Raw genomic sequence first — 15074 nt, forward strand, 5'->3', positions numbered from 1 at the left:
AACGATGACGGAGCACCCGCTGACGTGGCGGGCGTCGCCGGCGGCCCTCGCCCTGACGACCTGCGCGGCCGTGGCACTGACCGTGGGCGTCGTGGGGCGGTGGTGGGAACTGATGGTGTTCGCCGCCCCGATGCTGGGCGCGCTCGGTGCGCTGACGTGGTTGCCGCGACCGGCCACCGGAGTGCGGGTCGACAGTTCGGGCGGCACCGTGCGGTGCTTCGAATCCGAATCCGTGCAGTTCTCGGTGGACGTGACGACGTGCGGCGGCGCGGCGGAACTGACGGTGACACCGGCGCCGTCCGACAGCTACCGGGTCGAGCAGACCGGCGACGGCGAGTACCTGCTGTCCGCGGACCGGTGGGGTCGATACGAACCCGCACTGATCGTCACGGCGCGCGCGGGCGGCGGCCTGCTGACCGCGACGGCGCGGGTTCCCGCCACGGAACTGCGGATCTTTCCGCTGGCACCGCCGACGCCGACGCCACTCCCGCACTCCCCGCTTCCGGACCGGATCGGCGCACACCGCACCCGACGATTCGGTTCGGGAGTCGAATTCGGCGACATCCGGCCGCACGCCCCGGGAGATCCGCTGCGCAGCGTCAACTGGCCCGTCAGTGCACGGCGCGGCAGGCTGCACGTGACCGAACGGATCATGGACCGCGCCGCCGACGTCGTCGCCGTACTCGACACCACCCCGCAGGCGCCCGGCCCGGCGTCGGAGAGTCTGCACCGCACCGTCCGCGGGGCGACGCAGGTGGTGCAGACAGCCCTGCAACGCGGCGATCGGGCCGGGGTCGTCGCCCACGGTCTCCGGCTGCGGTGGCTCGGCGCCGACATCGGGCGCAGGCAGTTCTACCGGATCCTCGACACCGTCCTCGACGCCGGCGGCGCGGCTGAGGGCACGCTGGTCCCGCGGGTCGCGTTGCCGCCGCGGGCGGTGGTCATCGCGTTCTCCACCATGCTGGACACCGGGTTCGCGCTGTCGCTGCTGGAGTTGCGGAGGCGCGGTCACGTCGTCGTGGCCGTCGACGTCCTCCGCGGTCCGCCGTTCGAGCACGAACTCGATCCGATGACCGGCCGGATGTGGCGGCTCGAGCGCCGGAACATGTACCGGAACATGGGTGTCCTCGGGGTCCCGGTGGTGGAGTGGGAGGACGATTCGGCACTGGATCTGGCGCTGGCCCTCGCGGACCGGGCCCGCAGGCTGTCGGGAGCGCACCGATGAGATGGGTTGCGGTGCTCGCGGTGCAGGGGGCGCTCATCGCGCTCGTCCTGGGCGACGCGTCCGCGCCCGCGGCGGCCGCTGCCGGCGTCGCGGCGACGGCACTGCTGCTCGTCGCCTACGTCGGCCCCGCCCGGGGAATCCCGACGCTCCTGCTGGGGGCGGTCGCCGCCGGCGCCGTGGCCGTGCTGGCGGCGGCACTGCCGGACGCGCCCGCGTGGGCGGCCCTGCTCGGACCGGTCGCGGTGGTGGTGCTGTTCGTCGTCGCGGTGTGGCCGTACGTCGGCGACCGTCAGAACCGCCGGATGTCGTAGATGTGGAACTGCGACAGCGGCGCCAGACCCACCGGCACGCCGCGCCCGTACGCATTGAAGACCTGACCGAAGCCCGCGTAGATACCGATGTGCGACGCGTCGTCGTTGAGCACCACGATGTCGCCGGGAGCCAGCGCCCACAGCGGAATGTGGGCACCGACCTCGGCCTGCTCCCAGGTAGTGCGCGGCAGGTTCACCCCGGCCTGCCGGAATGCCCATTGCACCAGACCCGAGCAGTCCCACGCGTCCGGACCCGTCCCACCCCACAGATATGGCTTGCCCGTCTGGGTCGTCGCGGCCGCGAGCGCGGCCAGCCCCGTCGGAGTGGGAATGGGCGTCGGGAGAACGGACGAACCCATCGAACTGCCGCCGGTGCTGCCGCTGTCGGAACTGCCCGCCACCGGTGCGGCATTCGCGGGAAGAGCGACGAGAGCGGTCGCACAGAACGCGAGAGCACCGGCAACGGCGGCACGGCGCACGGGACGGAGAGGTCTGCGCTGGGACACGAGGTCCCCCCTTTGTTCGCTACTGCTCGTGAAGAGCCGTGGAACCGCCCCGACCATCGGTTGACACGTCTCGATGAGGTCACGGACAGCGTACAAAGTGTTGCGGCGTCGTGCCTGGCAATTGCGAATATCCGCTGGAACTGGGCGAATTCGGTCAAATTTCGGTAACTGTCACCCCTCGGTCAGGGTCAGGACCACGTCGGCCAGGGCCGGGGCGTGATCGCGCTGGGGGACCGTCGCCGAGATGAGGAGTCTTCCCTGTTCCTTCCAGATCCGCGTGTGCAGTGTCTCGCCGGGGAACACGACGCCGGCGAACCGGACCCGGAACCCCGCGACCTGCGCTGCGTCGGAGTCGAGGACCGCGTCCACGGCCGCCTTGCACACCATTCCGTAGGTGCACAGGCCGTGCAGGATGGGGGCGGGAAACCCTGCGGCGGAAGCGAACTTCGGGTCGGAATGCAGGGGGTTGCGGTCACCGCACATCCGGTACATCAGTGCCTGCTGCGGGAGGACGGGGGTGTCGACCTCGACGTCGGCGGGCCGGTCGGGCAACGCGACGGACTGGGACGGTCCGCGCTCACCGCCGAAACCGCCTTCGCCGCGGGCGAAGATGGACGACCGCCCGGTCCACAGGGGAGTGCCGTCGAGGTCGGTGGTCACCGATTCCTGCACGATGACGGCGGCCTTGCCCTTGTCCCACACCTCGGCGATGCGGGTGGTGGTGCGGGCCTTGCCCTCCGGGGGAATCGGCCGGTGCGCGGTCACTTCCTGGGTGCCGTGGACGACCTTGGCGAGGTCGATCTCGACTCCCGGGAACGACACGCTCGGCGCCTCGGTGGCGTGGAAGTTCGCGGCGACCGTGGCGAACGTCGGAAGCACCTGCGGTGTCCCGTCGGTCAGGTAGCGCAACTCCCTCTCGTCGAGCGGGCGCGACCCGGCGCCGAGAGCGAGGTGGTAGTGCTGGACGTCGGAACTGGTCCAGGAGAACTCCTGGTTGGGCAGTTCGGCCCCGATGGCGATGTTCGGATCAATGGGCATTGGTGGCGTCTCCGGTCAGTGACGTCGGCGAGTCGGACTGGGCGGACTTCTCGAGGATATCGAGAACCGCGAGGTAGCCGAACGTCATCGCCGGACCGATGGTCGCGCCGGGGCCGGCGTAGGTGTGGCCCATCACCGGACCGCTGGCATTGCCCACCGCGTAGAGGTTCTCGATGGTGCTGCCGTCCGCCCGGAGCACGCGGGCGTTGCGGTCGGTGCGGAGCCCGCCCTTGGTGCCGAGGTCGCCCGGAACCATCTTGACGGCGAAGAACGGCGCCTTCTCGAGCGCGCCGAGGCTCGGGTTCGGCTTGTTGCGGGGATCCCCGTAGTAATGGTCGTATCCGCTCTCGCCGCGGCCGAAGTCCTCGTCCTTGCCGTTCCGGGCGAAAGTGTTGAAGCGCGAGACCGTTTCGGTGAGTGCGTCGACGGGCACGCCGATCTTCCCGGCCAGCTCGGCGACGGTGCCGGCCTTGACGATGACACCGGCCTTCAGCCAGCGACCGGGGAACGGGGACCGCGGGGTGACGCCGGCGAACGCGTACCGGTCGCGGTATCGCTGGTCGAGGACGAGCCAGCACGGGACGTTCTCGCCCGGCCCGTCGCCCTGGCCGTGCGTGCCGCCGTACATCGCGTGCGTCGCCTCGACGTACGGTGCCGATTCGTTGACGAAGCGCTTGCCGGATTCGTTGATCATGATGCAGCCGGGCAGGCTCCGCTCGGACAGCGCGAACCACGGTCCGCCGGTGAGCGGGATGGACGGCCCCCACCACGCGTCCTCCATCAGATCGAGCGCGGCACCGAGCTTTTCGCCGGCCCAGATGCCGTCGCCCGTGTTGGCTTTCGCGCCGACGGTCCACTCGGTGCCGATCGGCGCCCGCTGGTACTTCTTGCGGGCCTCGTCGTTGTGCTCGAAGCCGCCCGACGCGATCACCACGCCGCGGCGCGCCCGGAACACCTGCGGCTGTCCGTCGACCGTGGCGTTGACGCCCTTGACCACACCGTCTTCCACGTACAGGTCGGTGAGCGGGGTGTCGAGCAGGATCGGGACGCCGGCGGCCTTCAGTCCGGCCTGCAATCCGGCGACGAGGGCCTGACCGCGGACGAGCAGGCGTTTGCCGGTGAGTTTGGCGCCGAGGAACCGGAGCCCGACCCGGGCGGCCCGCAGCGGACCGCGCGGGTTGCGCATCAGCAGGTTCAGCCAGCGGTAATCCGCCTGGGTGATCACGAAATTCGACGGGGCCTTGACGTAATCGGGTTCGAGCTTCGCAAGGTCGGCGCCGAGTTTCCGGCCGTCGAACGGGGTCGGCTCGACGGACCGTCCGCCGAGCCGACCGCCGGGCGCCTCCGGATAGTAGTCGGAGTATTCGGGCACCCACTGCAGTTTCAGCGGGCTGTTCTTCAGCACGAACGACAGCATCTCGGGGCCGCGGTCGATGTAGGCGTCGATCCGGTCCTTCGGGACGACGTCGCCGATGATGCTGTGGAGGTAGGTCCGCGCGGCGTCGGTGGTGTCCTCGACGCCCGCGGCGATCAGCGCCTCGTTGTTCGGGATCCAGACGCCACCGCCGGAGCGCGCGGTGGAGCCACCGAAGTGCGCTGCCTTTTCGAGGATGACGACGCTGAGTCCCTTGTGGGCCGCGGTGAGGGCCGCGGTCATTCCACCGGCACCGCTACCGACGACCACGATGTCGTATTCGTGCTTGCTCATGTAGAACACGTTATAGAATGATGGGGTTGTCAGTCCATCGTTTCTGCCAGGAAGTATTACTGACGACAACGAAGAAGAACGAAACACGTTGCAGTGGAAACCGGTGGGCGTGCGCACGCACACGAACTTCAGGGAAGGCCTCGCACCATGCTCTCGACGCAACTACGCACCGAGTTGGCGGATCAGCTCGACACCGCGGAACGCGGCCGCGCTCCCATCGGCCCCCTGACCGCGGACCATCCCGACATCGACGTCGTCGACGCCTACGAGATCCAGCTCATCAACATCCGCCGCCGGCTGCAGGACGGCGCGAAGGTCGTCGGGCACAAGGTGGGCCTGTCGTCCCTCGCCATGCAGCAGATGATGGGCGTCGACGAACCCGACTACGGCCACCTGCTCGCCGACATGGAAGTGTTCGAGGACCAGCCCGTCGACACCGCCCGGTTCTGTTTCCCGCGCGTCGAGGTGGAGGTCGCGTTCGTGCTGGGCGCCGACCTCCCCGGCGCAGGCTGCACCGAACAGGACGTCCTCGACGCCACCGTGGCGTTCGCGCCGTCCATCGAACTGATCGACAGCCGGATCACCGACTGGAAGATCACCCTGCCGGACACGATCGCCGACAACGCGTCGTCCGCCGGCTTCGTGCTCGGCAAGAACCGGGTGCGGCCGGCGGACATCGACATCAAGGCGATCGACGCCGTCCTGACGAGCAACGGCGAGATCAAGGCCGAGGGCCGCAGCGACGCGGTGCTCGGCAACCCGGTGACCGCCGTCGCCTGGCTCGCGCAGAAGGTCGAGAGCTTCGGCGTGCGGTTGAAGGCCGGCGACATCGTGCTGCCCGGCTCCTGCACCCGCGCCATCGACGCGCACCCGGGCGATCACTTCCGCGCCGAGTTCAGTGGGCTCGGCACCGTATCCCTGCAGTTCAAGTAGGAGTTTGTTCATGACCAAGGCAAGTGTGGCGATCGTCGGCTCGGGCAACATCAGCACCGACCTGCTCTACAAGCTGCAGCGATCCGAGTGGCTCGAACCCCGATGGATGATCGGGATCGACCCCGAGAGCGAGGGCCTGGCACGGGCCCGCACGATGGGGCTGGAGACGTCCGCCGAGGGCGTCGACTGGTTGCTGAACCAGCCGGAGAAACCCGACCTCGTCTTCGAGGCCACGTCGGCGTACGTGCACCGTGAGGCCGCACCACGGTATGAGGCCGCGGGAATCCGCGCCATCGATCTCACCCCCGCCGCCGTCGGACCGGCCGTGGTCCCGCCCGCCAATCTGCGCGAACACCTCGGCGCACCCAACGTCAACATGATCACGTGCGGCGGGCAGGCCACGATCCCGATCGTGTACGCGGTCTCCCGCGTCGTCGACGTGCCCTACGCCGAGATCGTCGCGTCGGTGGCGTCCGTCTCCGCGGGCCCGGGCACCCGCGCCAACATCGACGAGTTCACCAAGACCACCAGCCGCGGCATCGAGACCATCGGCGGAGCGCAGCGCGGCAAGGCCATCATCATCCTCAACCCGGCCGACCCGCCGATGATCATGCGCGACACGATCTTCTGCGCGATCCCCGAGGATGCCGACCGCGCCGCCATCACGGAGTCCATCCACCGCGTCGTGGCGGACATCCAGCAGTACGTCCCCGGCTACCGGCTACTGAACGAACCCCAGTTCGACGACCCGAGCGTCGTGTCGGGCGGGCAGGCGACGGTCACGACGTTCGTCGAAGTGGAGGGTGCAGGCGACTTCCTGCCGCCGTACGCGGGCAACCTCGACATCATGACCGCGGCGGCAACCAAGGTGGGCGAGGAGATCGCCCAGAAGCTCCTGAGTGTGGAGGCATGAGCACAATGGTCCATTTCGACCCCACCTGGGACATCCGCGTCACCGACACCTCCCTGCGGGACGGTTCGCACCACAAGCGGCACCAGTTCACCGGTGACGAGGTCCGGGCCATCGTCGGTGCCCTCGATGGCGCCGGGGTCCCCGTCATCGAGGTGACCCACGGCGACGGACTCGGTGGGTCCTCGTTCAACTACGGGTTCTCCAAGGTGCCCGAGCAGGAACTCATCTCGATTGCCGTCGACACGGCGAAGAACGCGAAGATCGCGTTCCTGATGCTGCCCGGCCTCGGCATCAAGGACGACATCATCATCGCCCAGGACAACGGCGCGTCGATCTGCCGCATCGCCACGCACTGCACCGAGGCGGACGTGTCCGTCCAGCACTTCGGGCTGGCCCGCGACCGCGGACTCGAGACCGTCGGCTTCCTGATGATGGCGCATTCCATCCCACCGGAGAAGCTCGCCGAGCAGGCCCGCATCATGGCCGACGCCGGCTGCCAGTGCGTGTATGTCGTCGACTCCGCGGGCGCCCTCGTGCTCGAGCAGGTGTCGGACCGCGTCGAGGCGCTGGTGCAGGAACTCGGCTCCGACGCGCAGGTCGGCTTTCACGGTCACGAGAACCTCGGCCTCGGCGTGGCCAACTCGATCGCCGCGATCAGGGCGGGCGCCAAGCAGATCGACGGCAGCACAAGACGATTCGGTGCCGGCGCCGGAAACGCGCCGGTCGAGGCGATCGTCGGGGTGTGCGACAAGATCGGTGTCAAGACGGGCATCGACTTCTTCGCCATCGCCGACGCCGCCGAGGACGTGGTGCGTCCCGCGATGCCCGCCGAATGCCTCCTCGACCGGCAGGCCCTGATGATGGGGTACGCGGGCGTCTATTCGAGCTTCCTCAAGCACGCCGAACGCCAGGCCGAGCGGTACGGCGTCTCGTCCGCCGAACTCCTCGTCCGCGCGGGCAAACGCAAACTCGTCGGCGGCCAGGAAGACCAGCTCATCGACATTGCGCTCGAACTGCAGCGCGAGAATGCGGCTGCGCCGCCCGTGAGTACTTCTTAACGTCCCGCGGTTAACAAGTACTCACGGGTCAGCGGGCGGTCTCCCACAGCCCGACGACGTTGCCCTCGGAATCGGTGAAGTACGCGGCGAAACCCATGTTCCCGACGGGTGTTCTGCCGGTGACGGTCTTCCCTCCGAGGGATTCGATCCGTTCGAGGGCGGATTCGATGCTCTCGACGTCGACGGTGACCACGGGGGAAGTCACCTCCCCGCGCTGCATCATGCCGCCGTTGATGTAGCCGGGCTCGTCGGGCATGCCGCTCTCGCCGACGGGTCCGGTGGTGACCATGCTGTATTCCATGTCAGGGATCTCGGCGATGACCCACCCGAATGCGTCGCGATAGAACGCTCGTGCGCGGTCACCGTCGTCGAAGGGGATCTCGAAGTGCACGATTCGGCCTGTCATGGCACGCCTCCGTGGTTCGGCTGACGCCGCCGCGTCCGACGGCACATTCCAGCGTAAGCGCCCGATGTGACATTCGTGCAGCTCCTGACTGCACGAATGTCACATCGGGCGATCTACCCGGGCGCGCAGGCGCCGGCGACTATTCGACTCGATCTCGCACGTCGATGAACCCCTCCATCACCGCGTGATCGATGCTGTCCCACAGCCGCGGGCACCCTTCCCGGAGCGCGGTGGACTTTCCCTCGCCGGCGGCGTCCCGGAAGGTCGGGCACGTCTTCGCGGGGTCGTCCGTCCACTGGACGCTCGTGTGCTCGAGGCTGTTCTTGCGCACCAGCACACAGGTTCCGCACGTACGGCACTCGACTTCGTTCATGCCGTCGTCGAGGTAGCTGGCCTTGTCGGCCACCGTCTGCGCATGAATGGCCTCGAGCCGGGCAGGCTGCCCGGCGAAGTCGGGAGCTTTGGCCCATTCGGTCGAGGCACTCATGATCAGACCTGCGCTTCCCTGCTGTCGGACCCCTCGGCAGTCGTCTTCTCGGACCCCTCGGAGGCCTCACGTTCGGCCTTCTGCCGGGCCAGGTTCTCGTCGACCTCGTGCTGCCAGGCCTCGTTGGCCTTGGTGGTGTCGACCTCGAACTCGAAGCGCTGCGTCATCTTGTCGGTGACGTCGGCGACGTCGACGTAGAACTGGTCGTACCAGCGTCGCAGCTGGTAGACCGGACCGTCTTCGTCGCAGAGCAGGGGATTGTCGATCTTGGTCTTGTTCTTCCAGATCTCGACGTCCTGCAGGAAGCCCTCGGCGATGCCCTCGGTGAACTTCGCGGCCAGTTTGTCGGCCGTCACGTCGTCGATGCCGGTGGGTTTCTTGACGGTGACGCCGTACTGGAGCACGAACGAATTGTTCGTCACCGGATAGTGGCAGTTGATGAGAACGCTCTCGACCTCGTACCCGCCGTAGCTGTTCCACAGTGGATTGATCATGTAGGACGGGCCGTAGTACGCGGCCTCGGAGCGCAGCAGCGATTCCATGCCGTATTGCGTCGCCATCCCGACGTCGGGACGGCCCTTCGTGTTGAGGTACTGCGTCGCGACGTGGCCTTCGAAGACGTTCTTGAAATACGTCGGGAACGCGTAGTGGATGTAGAAGAAGTGGGCCATGTCGACCACGTTGTCGATGATCTCGCGGCAGTTGGAGCCCTCGATCAGCATCGAGTTCCAGGTCCAGTCGGTCCAGTCGTCGCTGTAGGCGCCCTCGATGCGGGGGATGGTGACGTTCTCCGGCGGGGGATTGCCCTCCGGGTCGTTCCAGACGAACAGCTGACCGTTCTGCTCGAGCGTGATCCATGCCCGGGTGCGGGCGATCGGGGGAACCCGGCGTGCGTAGGGAATGCTGGTGCACTTGCCGTTGCCGCCCCAGCGCCAGTCGTGGAACGGGCAGGCCACGGAATCGCCCTTCACGGTGCCCTGCGACAGGTCTCCGCCCATGTGCCGGCAGTACGCGTCCAGAACCTTCAGTTCGCCCTTGCTGTCGGCGAAGACGACGAGCTTGGTGCCGAATGCCTCGATCGAATGCGGTTTGCCGTCCTTGAACGTCTTGGTCAAACCGAGGCAGTGCCAACCACGCGCGAAGCGCGTCTGGACCGTGCCCACATCGATCTCGCGAATCTGCGCCATTGTGCCCTCACATCCCTTCATGCTGTTAGTAGAACACGTTATAGAACTTCGACACGATCCGCCAGATTTTCGGGGGCTTTCTTCCAGACCTGGGCCCCCAAGCAGCACCTTTGCCGGTATCTCGACATAAATGGGAACGTGTTCTAATCTCAGAAGACAAGTGAACCATCGAACGAGACAGGAGCGTCCTGTGGGTGACCATGACAGTCACGAGGTGATGCAGCGGCTCGACGCACTACTGCCGACGCTGCGAGAGCGGGCGCAGGAGACCGAGGATCTCCGTCGTATCCCCGACGATTCCATGAAGGCGCTCCAGGAGACCGGATTCTTCCGGTTGCTCCAGCCCGAACAGTGGGGTGGTTACCAGGCGGATCCGGTGCTGTTCTACTCCGCGGTGCGGAAGATCGCGAGCGCGTGCGGTTCCACCGGCTGGGTCTCGTCGATCATCGGTGTCCACAACTGGCACCTCGCGCTGTTCTCTCAGCAGGCGCAGGAGGACGTGTGGGGCAACGACACCGACGTTCGCATCTCGTCGTCGTACGCGCCGATGGGCGCAGGCCAGGTCGTCGACGGCGGATACACGGTCAACGGCGCGTGGGCCTGGTCGTCCGGCTGTGATCACGCCACCTGGGCGGTGCTCGGCGGTCCCGTCATCAAGGACGGCCGCCCCGTCGACTTCGTCAGCTTCCTGATCCCCCGCGAGGACTACCGGATCGACGACGTGTGGAACGTGGTCGGGCTCCGCGGAACCGGCAGCAACACGGTGGTGGTCGAGGACGTGTTCGTCCCGCGGCACCGCGTCCTCAGCTTCAAGGCGATGAGCACTCTCACCGCGCCCGGGCTCGAGCGTAACACCGCGCCCGTTTACAAGATGCCCTGGGGAACAATCCATCCCACCACCATCTCCGCGCCGATCGTCGGGATGGCCTACGGCGCCTACGACGCCCACGTCGAGCACCAGGGCAAGCGCGTCCGAGCAGCGTTCGCCGGCGAGAAGGCGAAGGACGACCCGTTCGCGAAGGTCCGCATCGCCGAGGCCTCGAGTGACATCGACGCCGCGTGGCGCCAGTTGTCGGGCAACGTCGCCGACGAGTACGCGCTGCTCGTCGCCGGTGAGGAAGTGCCGTTCGAGCTGCGACTGCGGGCGCGCCGCGACCAGGTGCGCGCCACCGGCCGCGCCATTTCGTCCATCGACAAACTGTTCGAGAGCTCGGGGGCCACCGCGCTGGCCAATGGTACACCGCTGCAACGATTCTGGCGGGATGCGCACGCCGGACGCGTCCACGCGGCCAACGATCCCGAGCGTGCCTACGTCATGTACGGCACAGGCGAATTCGGTTTGCCCATCACCGACACGATGGTCTAGGAGAACACGTGACGACGACCGAAGAAGCCCTCACGTTCGAGTCCACCTCGAAGTTCGCCCAGGTGCGGCCTGACCTGACGTTGCACTACCACGAGGCCGGCGTCGGCAACGACACCACGATCGTGCTGCTGCACGGTGGCGGTCCGGGTGCGTCGTCGTGGTCGAACTTCGCCAGGAACATCCCGGTTCTCGCCGAGAAGTTCCATGTGCTCGCCGTCGATCAGCCGGGGTATGGGTTGTCGGACAAGCCGACCGAGCACCCGCAGTACTTCGTGCACAGTGCGTCCGCGCTGAAGGACCTGCTCGACACCCTCGGCATCGGCGGACGCGTCCACCTGCTCGGTAACTCCCTCGGTGGCGGTGCCGCAGTGCGTTTCGCGCTGGACTACCCGGACCGCGCAGGCCGGCTGGTGCTCATGGGGCCGGGCGGGCTGAGCGTCAACCTGTTCGCCCCGGATCCGACCGAGGGCGTGAAGAACCTCGGCAGGTTCGGCTACCAGCCCACCCGCGAGAACCTCGAGGCGTTCCTGCGCATCATGGTGTTCGATCAGAAGCTGATCACCGACGAGCTGATCGACGAACGGTTCGCGGCCGCGAGCACCCCCGAGTCGCTCGCCGCGGCGAAGGCGATGGGAAAGTCGTTCTCCTTGGCCGATTTCGAACTGGGCATGCTCTGGCGCGACGCCTACAAGCTGCGCCAACGGGTGCTGCTGATCTGGGGCCGTGAAGACCGGGTCAACCCGCTCGACGGTGCGCTGGTGGCGCTGAAGATGATCCCGCGGGCGCAGTTGCACGTCTTCGGCGGGTGCGGACACTGGGCGCAGCTGGAGAAGTTCGACGAGTTCAACCGTCTGGCAACCGATTTCCTCCTGGACGGGGGTAAGTGATGAGTATTCGTTCACTGGCGTACATGCGCATCGAGGCCACCGACATGGCCGCGTGGCGCGAATACGGCCTCAAGGTGCTCGGCATGGTCGAGGGCAAGGGCTCCGACCCGGACGCCCTGTATCTGCGGATGGACGACTTCCCGGCTCGTCTCGTGATCTTCCCAGGGGAGCACGACCGGCTGTCGGTGTCGGGCTGGGAGACGGCGAATGCGGCGGAGCTGCAGGAGGTTCGCGACAACCTGTCGGCGGCCGGCGTCGCGTTCAAGGAGGGCACGGCAGAACAACTGCAGGACCGCAGGGTCGACGAGCTGATCACGTTCGAGGACCCGTCCGGCAACACGCTCGAGGCGTTCCACGGCGCGGCCCTCGAACATCGGCGGGTGGTCAGCCCGTACGGGCACAAGTTCGTCACCGGAGAGCAGGGTCTCGGGCACGTCGTCCTCTCGACGACGGACGACGAGGCGTCGCTGCACTTCTACCGCGACGTGCTCGGCTTCCGCCTGCGCGACTCGATGCGGCTGCCCCCGCAGATGGTCGGGCGGCCCGCGGACGGCAAACCGGCGTGGTTGCGGTTCTTCGGCTGCAATCCGCGGCACCACAGCCTCGCGTTCCTGCCGATGCCCACGCCCAGCGGCATCGTGCACCTCATGATCGAGGTCGAGAACTCCGACGACGTCGGGCTGTGCCTCGACCGCGCACTCCGCAAGAAGGTCAAGATGTCGGCCACGCTCGGCCGTCACGTCAACGACCTGATGCTGTCCTTCTACATGAAGACCCCCGGCGGCTTCGACGTCGAATTCGGTTGCGAGGGACGTCAGGTGGAGGACGAGAGCTGGATCGCGAGGGAGAGCACGGCCGTCAGCCTGTGGGGTCACGACTTCAGCGTCGGAATGCAGCCGTGAGCGAGGTGACCGGGGACGGGGCCGTCGCGGCCGAGGCGATCGATCCGCGACGGTTCCGGACGGTGCTCGGCCAGTTCTGCACCGGCGTCACCGTCATCACGACGATCGACGACGGCGTGCCGGTGGGGTTCGCGTGCCAGTCGTTCGCCGCGCTGTCGCTCGAACCCCCGCTCGTGTTGTTCTGCCCAACGAAGACGTCGCGGTCGTGGGCGTCGATCGAGCGCAGTGGCATCTTCTGCGTCAACGTGCTTGCAGAAGAACAACAGTCGACGTGCGCCCGCTTCGGTTCCCGCGATCCGGACAAGTTCGCCGGGATCGACTGGACGGCGTCGCCGCTGGGCTCACCGATCCTCACCGGTTCGCTCGCCCACATCGACTGCTCGCTCGAGAGCGTGCACGACGGCGGCGACCACTGGGTCGCGTTCGGCCGGGTCTCCTCCCTGAGCGAGATCAGGGAGGAGCGACCGCTGCTGTTCTACCGCGGGCAGTACACCGGCATCGAACCGGACAAGACGGTGCCCGCGCCGTGGCGCGACGACCTCGAGGCGTTCCTCACGACGTCCTCGGAAGACACCTGGCTCTAGATTTCTAGATGGCGACACCGATGTATTTGGTCTCGAGGAATTCGTCGATGCCGGTGGTCCCGCCCTCGCGTCCGAGCCCGGATTCCTTCACGCCACCGAACGGCGCGGCCGGGTTCGACACCACACCCTGGTTGAGCCCGACCATGCCCGACTCCAGGGCCTCGCACACGCGGATGCCGCGCTTGAGGCTCTCGGTGTACACGTAGGCCACCAGCCCGTACGGAGTGTCGTTGGCGCGCTCGACGGCCTCGGCCTCGGTCTCGAACGTACTGATCGCGGCGACCGGGCCGAAGATCTCGTTGTGGCACATCTCGGCGTCGTCGGGCACGCCCGTCAGCACCGTCGCCGGGTAGAAGTTGCCCGGGCGGTCGAGTGCCTCGCCTCCGGTGAGTACGGTGGCGCCGCGGTCGATCGCATCCGCGACGAGGCTGCTCACCTTGGCGACGGCGGCCTCGTCGATCAGCGGTCCGACGACGACGCCGTCTTCGGTGCCACGCCCGACGGGCAGGGCCTCCATCCGCTGTGTGAGCTTGCGGGTGAATTCCTCGGCGACCGAACTGTGCACGAGGATACGGTTGGCGGCCGTGCAGGCCTGGCCGATGTTGCGCATCTTCGCCGCCATCGCCCCGTCGACGGCGTCGTCGAGATTCGCGTCGTCGAACACGAGAAACGGTGCGTTGCCGCCGAGTTCCATGGACGTGCGCATGACCGTGCGGGCACACAGTTCGAGCAGATGCTTCCCGACCTTGGTCGAACCGGTGAACGAGAGCTTGCGGGCCCGGCCGTCGAGGATGAGGGGAGTGATGACCTCGTCGGGGCTGGACGTGGTGACGACGTTGACGACGCCGTCCGGAAGCCCGGCCTCGGTGAGGATGTCGGCGAGCGCGAGGATCGACAGTGGCGTCTGGGCCGCGGGTTTGATGACGGACGTGCATCCGGCGGCGATCGCGGGCCCGATCTTGCGGGTGCCCATCGCCATCGGGAAGTTCCACGGGGTGATGAGCAGGCTCGGCCCGACGGGCTGTTTGGTGACGAGGAATCGTGATCCGCCGCCCGGCGCCGTCGTGTAGCCGCCGTCGATGCGGACGGCTTCCTCGGCGAACCAGCGGAAGAATTCTGCGGCATAGGCGATTTCACCCCGGGCCTCGGTGAGCGGTTTGCCCATCTCGAGTGTCATGACGAGCGCGAGCCGGTCGACGTTCTCGAGCAGCAGACGGTGCGCGTTCATGAGGATGGTGCTGCGTTCGCGGGGCGTCGTGGCCGCCCACGACGGTTGCGCGGCCACCGCGGCGTCGAGCGCCTCGCGGGCCTCCGCGGCGTCGGCGTCGGCGACCGTGCGCAGGAGTTGTCCGGTGGACGGGTCGTGGACCGGCATGGTGCGCGCACTGTCGCGCCACTTGCCGCCGATGAACAGGCCGGTCTGCACCGATCCGATTGCTGCGTCCTCGAGCATGATTTCTCCCCGTTCTCCGTTGCCGTAGGGACGGTCCTCATGTTATACAGATTGTCAACAATCTGACAATGCACTTGCCGACATTCGAAGGCATCAACGCGTGGGAGGGT

At 67.4% G+C, this 15074-nt stretch carries 16 protein-coding genes; 9 read left to right on the forward strand and 7 right to left on the reverse strand.

Annotated elements, in window-relative coordinates; genetic code table 11:
* Positions 1-4: 4 nt before the first annotated feature.
* Together JWS14_RS24430 and JWS14_RS24435 are read left to right on the forward strand one after the other, a co-directional pair.
* Positions 5-1225 (forward strand): DUF58 domain-containing protein, encoded by a 1221-nt coding sequence (locus JWS14_RS24430; RefSeq protein WP_206014579.1) that lies wholly within the window; start codon positions 5-7, stop codon positions 1223-1225.
* Positions 1222-1536 (forward strand): hypothetical protein, encoded by a 315-nt coding sequence (locus tag JWS14_RS24435; RefSeq protein ID WP_072939376.1) that lies wholly within the window; start codon positions 1222-1224, stop codon positions 1534-1536. Before JWS14_RS24430 ends, JWS14_RS24435 begins: the two co-directional genes overlap by 4 nt.
* On the opposite strand, the gene JWS14_RS24440 is transcribed toward JWS14_RS24435, so the two are convergent.
* The 3 genes from JWS14_RS24440 to kstD form a co-directional block, all read right to left on the reverse strand.
* A complete protein-coding gene (locus tag JWS14_RS24440) occupies positions 1515-2015 on the reverse strand; it encodes a C40 family peptidase (protein ID WP_244163854.1) in 501 nt (166 codons plus the stop codon). The genes JWS14_RS24435 and JWS14_RS24440 overlap by 22 nt on opposite strands.
* A 198-nt stretch (positions 2016-2213) precedes the next feature.
* Entirely contained in the window at positions 2214-3080 is an 867-nt protein-coding gene (locus JWS14_RS24445; protein ID WP_206014580.1) for a MaoC/PaaZ C-terminal domain-containing protein, read from the reverse strand.
* Positions 3070-4788, reverse strand: coding sequence for a 3-oxosteroid 1-dehydrogenase (kstD, locus tag JWS14_RS24450; RefSeq protein WP_095863592.1), 1719 nt, complete (start codon positions 4786-4788; stop codon positions 3070-3072). Before kstD ends, JWS14_RS24445 begins: the two co-directional genes overlap by 11 nt.
* Before the next feature lie 147 nt (positions 4789-4935).
* Here kstD and JWS14_RS24455 point away from each other — a divergent pair, with 147 nt between their 5' ends.
* The 3 genes from JWS14_RS24455 to dmpG are packed head-to-tail and all read left to right on the forward strand — an operon-like array spanning position 4936 to position 7692.
* The gene (locus JWS14_RS24455) at positions 4936-5721 is read left to right on the forward strand and encodes a 2-keto-4-pentenoate hydratase (protein ID WP_072939366.1); all 786 of its coding nucleotides are present in this window, start codon (positions 4936-4938) and stop codon (positions 5719-5721) included.
* Positions 5722-5731: 10 nt separating this feature from the next.
* Positions 5732-6634: an acetaldehyde dehydrogenase (acetylating) gene (locus JWS14_RS24460; RefSeq protein ID WP_206014581.1), complete on the forward strand. Its 903-nt coding sequence runs from the start codon at positions 5732-5734 to the stop codon at positions 6632-6634.
* A complete protein-coding gene (dmpG, locus tag JWS14_RS24465) occupies positions 6631-7692 on the forward strand; it encodes a 4-hydroxy-2-oxovalerate aldolase (protein WP_206014582.1) in 1062 nt (353 codons plus the stop codon). The genes JWS14_RS24460 and dmpG overlap by 4 nt, the downstream gene beginning before the upstream one ends.
* Before the next feature lie 28 nt (positions 7693-7720).
* Here the strand turns inward: dmpG and JWS14_RS24470 are convergent, their stop codons facing one another.
* The 3 genes from JWS14_RS24470 to JWS14_RS24480 form a co-directional block, all read right to left on the reverse strand.
* A complete protein-coding gene (locus JWS14_RS24470; protein ID WP_072939361.1) occupies positions 7721-8098 on the reverse strand; it encodes a VOC family protein in 378 nt (125 codons plus the stop codon).
* 139 nt (positions 8099-8237) lie between these two features.
* Positions 8238-8585, reverse strand: coding sequence for a hypothetical protein (locus JWS14_RS24475; RefSeq protein WP_072939359.1), 348 nt, complete (start codon positions 8583-8585; stop codon positions 8238-8240).
* Between the two features lie 2 nt (positions 8586-8587).
* On the reverse strand, positions 8588-9772 hold the full coding sequence (locus tag JWS14_RS24480; RefSeq protein WP_206014583.1) for a 3-ketosteroid-9-alpha-monooxygenase, oxygenase component: 1185 nt from the start codon (positions 9770-9772) through the stop codon (positions 8588-8590).
* A 190-nt stretch (positions 9773-9962) separates the two neighbouring features.
* Here JWS14_RS24480 and hsaA point away from each other — a divergent pair, with 190 nt between their 5' ends.
* From hsaA to hsaB, 4 genes are read left to right on the forward strand one after another with little or no spacing between them, the layout of a single operon-like run.
* A complete protein-coding gene (gene hsaA, locus JWS14_RS24485) occupies positions 9963-11138 on the forward strand; it encodes a 3-hydroxy-9,10-secoandrosta-1,3,5(10)-triene-9,17-dione monooxygenase oxygenase subunit (RefSeq protein ID WP_072939355.1) in 1176 nt (391 codons plus the stop codon).
* An 8-nt stretch (positions 11139-11146) separates the two neighbouring features.
* Positions 11147-12025, forward strand: coding sequence for a 4,5:9,10-diseco-3-hydroxy-5,9,17-trioxoandrosta-1(10),2-diene-4-oate hydrolase (gene hsaD / locus JWS14_RS24490; RefSeq protein ID WP_206014584.1), 879 nt, complete (start codon positions 11147-11149; stop codon positions 12023-12025).
* Positions 12025-12927 carry an iron-dependent extradiol dioxygenase HsaC gene (gene hsaC, locus JWS14_RS24495; RefSeq protein WP_072939352.1) on the forward strand — a complete coding sequence of 301 codons (903 nt, stop codon included), beginning with the start codon at positions 12025-12027 and terminating at the stop codon, positions 12925-12927. Before hsaD ends, hsaC begins: the two co-directional genes overlap by 1 nt.
* On the forward strand, positions 12924-13511 hold the full coding sequence (gene hsaB, locus JWS14_RS24500) for a 3-hydroxy-9,10-secoandrosta-1,3,5(10)-triene-9,17-dione monooxygenase reductase subunit (protein ID WP_072939349.1): 588 nt from the start codon (positions 12924-12926) through the stop codon (positions 13509-13511). Before hsaC ends, hsaB begins: the two co-directional genes overlap by 4 nt.
* 4 nt (positions 13512-13515) lie before the next feature.
* Here hsaB and JWS14_RS24505 read toward each other — a convergent pair whose 3' ends face one another.
* Positions 13516-14964 carry an NAD-dependent succinate-semialdehyde dehydrogenase gene (locus tag JWS14_RS24505; protein WP_206014585.1) on the reverse strand — a complete coding sequence of 483 codons (1449 nt, stop codon included), beginning with the start codon at positions 14962-14964 and terminating at the stop codon, positions 13516-13518.
* Between the last annotated feature and the right edge of the window lie 110 nt (positions 14965-15074).

Origin of the sequence: Rhodococcus koreensis, assembly GCF_017068375.1 — a bacterium.
GTDB classification, from domain to species: domain Bacteria; phylum Actinomycetota; class Actinomycetes; order Mycobacteriales; family Mycobacteriaceae; genus Rhodococcus_F; species Rhodococcus_F koreensis.

Excerpts from the sequence above, each read along its gene's own strand:
- JWS14_RS24430 (WP_206014579.1), top strand. The coding sequence starts at position 5 with ATGACGGAGCACCCGCTGACGTGGCGGGCGTCGCCGGCGGCCCTCGCC.
- dmpG (WP_206014582.1), top strand. The coding sequence starts at position 6,631 with ATGAGCACAATGGTCCATTTCGACCCCACCTGGGACATCCGCGTCACC.
- JWS14_RS24445 (WP_206014580.1), bottom strand. The coding sequence starts at position 3,080 with ATGCCCATTGATCCGAACATCGCCATCGGGGCCGAACTGCCCAACCAG.
- JWS14_RS24460 (WP_206014581.1), top strand. The coding sequence starts at position 5,732 with ATGACCAAGGCAAGTGTGGCGATCGTCGGCTCGGGCAACATCAGCACC.
- JWS14_RS24435 (WP_072939376.1), top strand. The coding sequence starts at position 1,222 with ATGAGATGGGTTGCGGTGCTCGCGGTGCAGGGGGCGCTCATCGCGCTC.
- JWS14_RS24475 (WP_072939359.1), bottom strand. The coding sequence starts at position 8,585 with ATGAGTGCCTCGACCGAATGGGCCAAAGCTCCCGACTTCGCCGGGCAG.
- JWS14_RS24470 (WP_072939361.1), bottom strand. The coding sequence starts at position 8,098 with ATGACAGGCCGAATCGTGCACTTCGAGATCCCCTTCGACGACGGTGAC.
- JWS14_RS24505 (WP_206014585.1), bottom strand. The coding sequence starts at position 14,964 with ATGCTCGAGGACGCAGCAATCGGATCGGTGCAGACCGGCCTGTTCATC.
- kstD (WP_095863592.1), bottom strand. The coding sequence starts at position 4,788 with ATGAGCAAGCACGAATACGACATCGTGGTCGTCGGTAGCGGTGCCGGT.
- JWS14_RS24480 (WP_206014583.1), bottom strand. The coding sequence starts at position 9,772 with ATGGCGCAGATTCGCGAGATCGATGTGGGCACGGTCCAGACGCGCTTC.
- JWS14_RS24455 (WP_072939366.1), top strand. The coding sequence starts at position 4,936 with ATGCTCTCGACGCAACTACGCACCGAGTTGGCGGATCAGCTCGACACC.
- hsaC (WP_072939352.1), top strand. The coding sequence starts at position 12,025 with ATGAGTATTCGTTCACTGGCGTACATGCGCATCGAGGCCACCGACATG.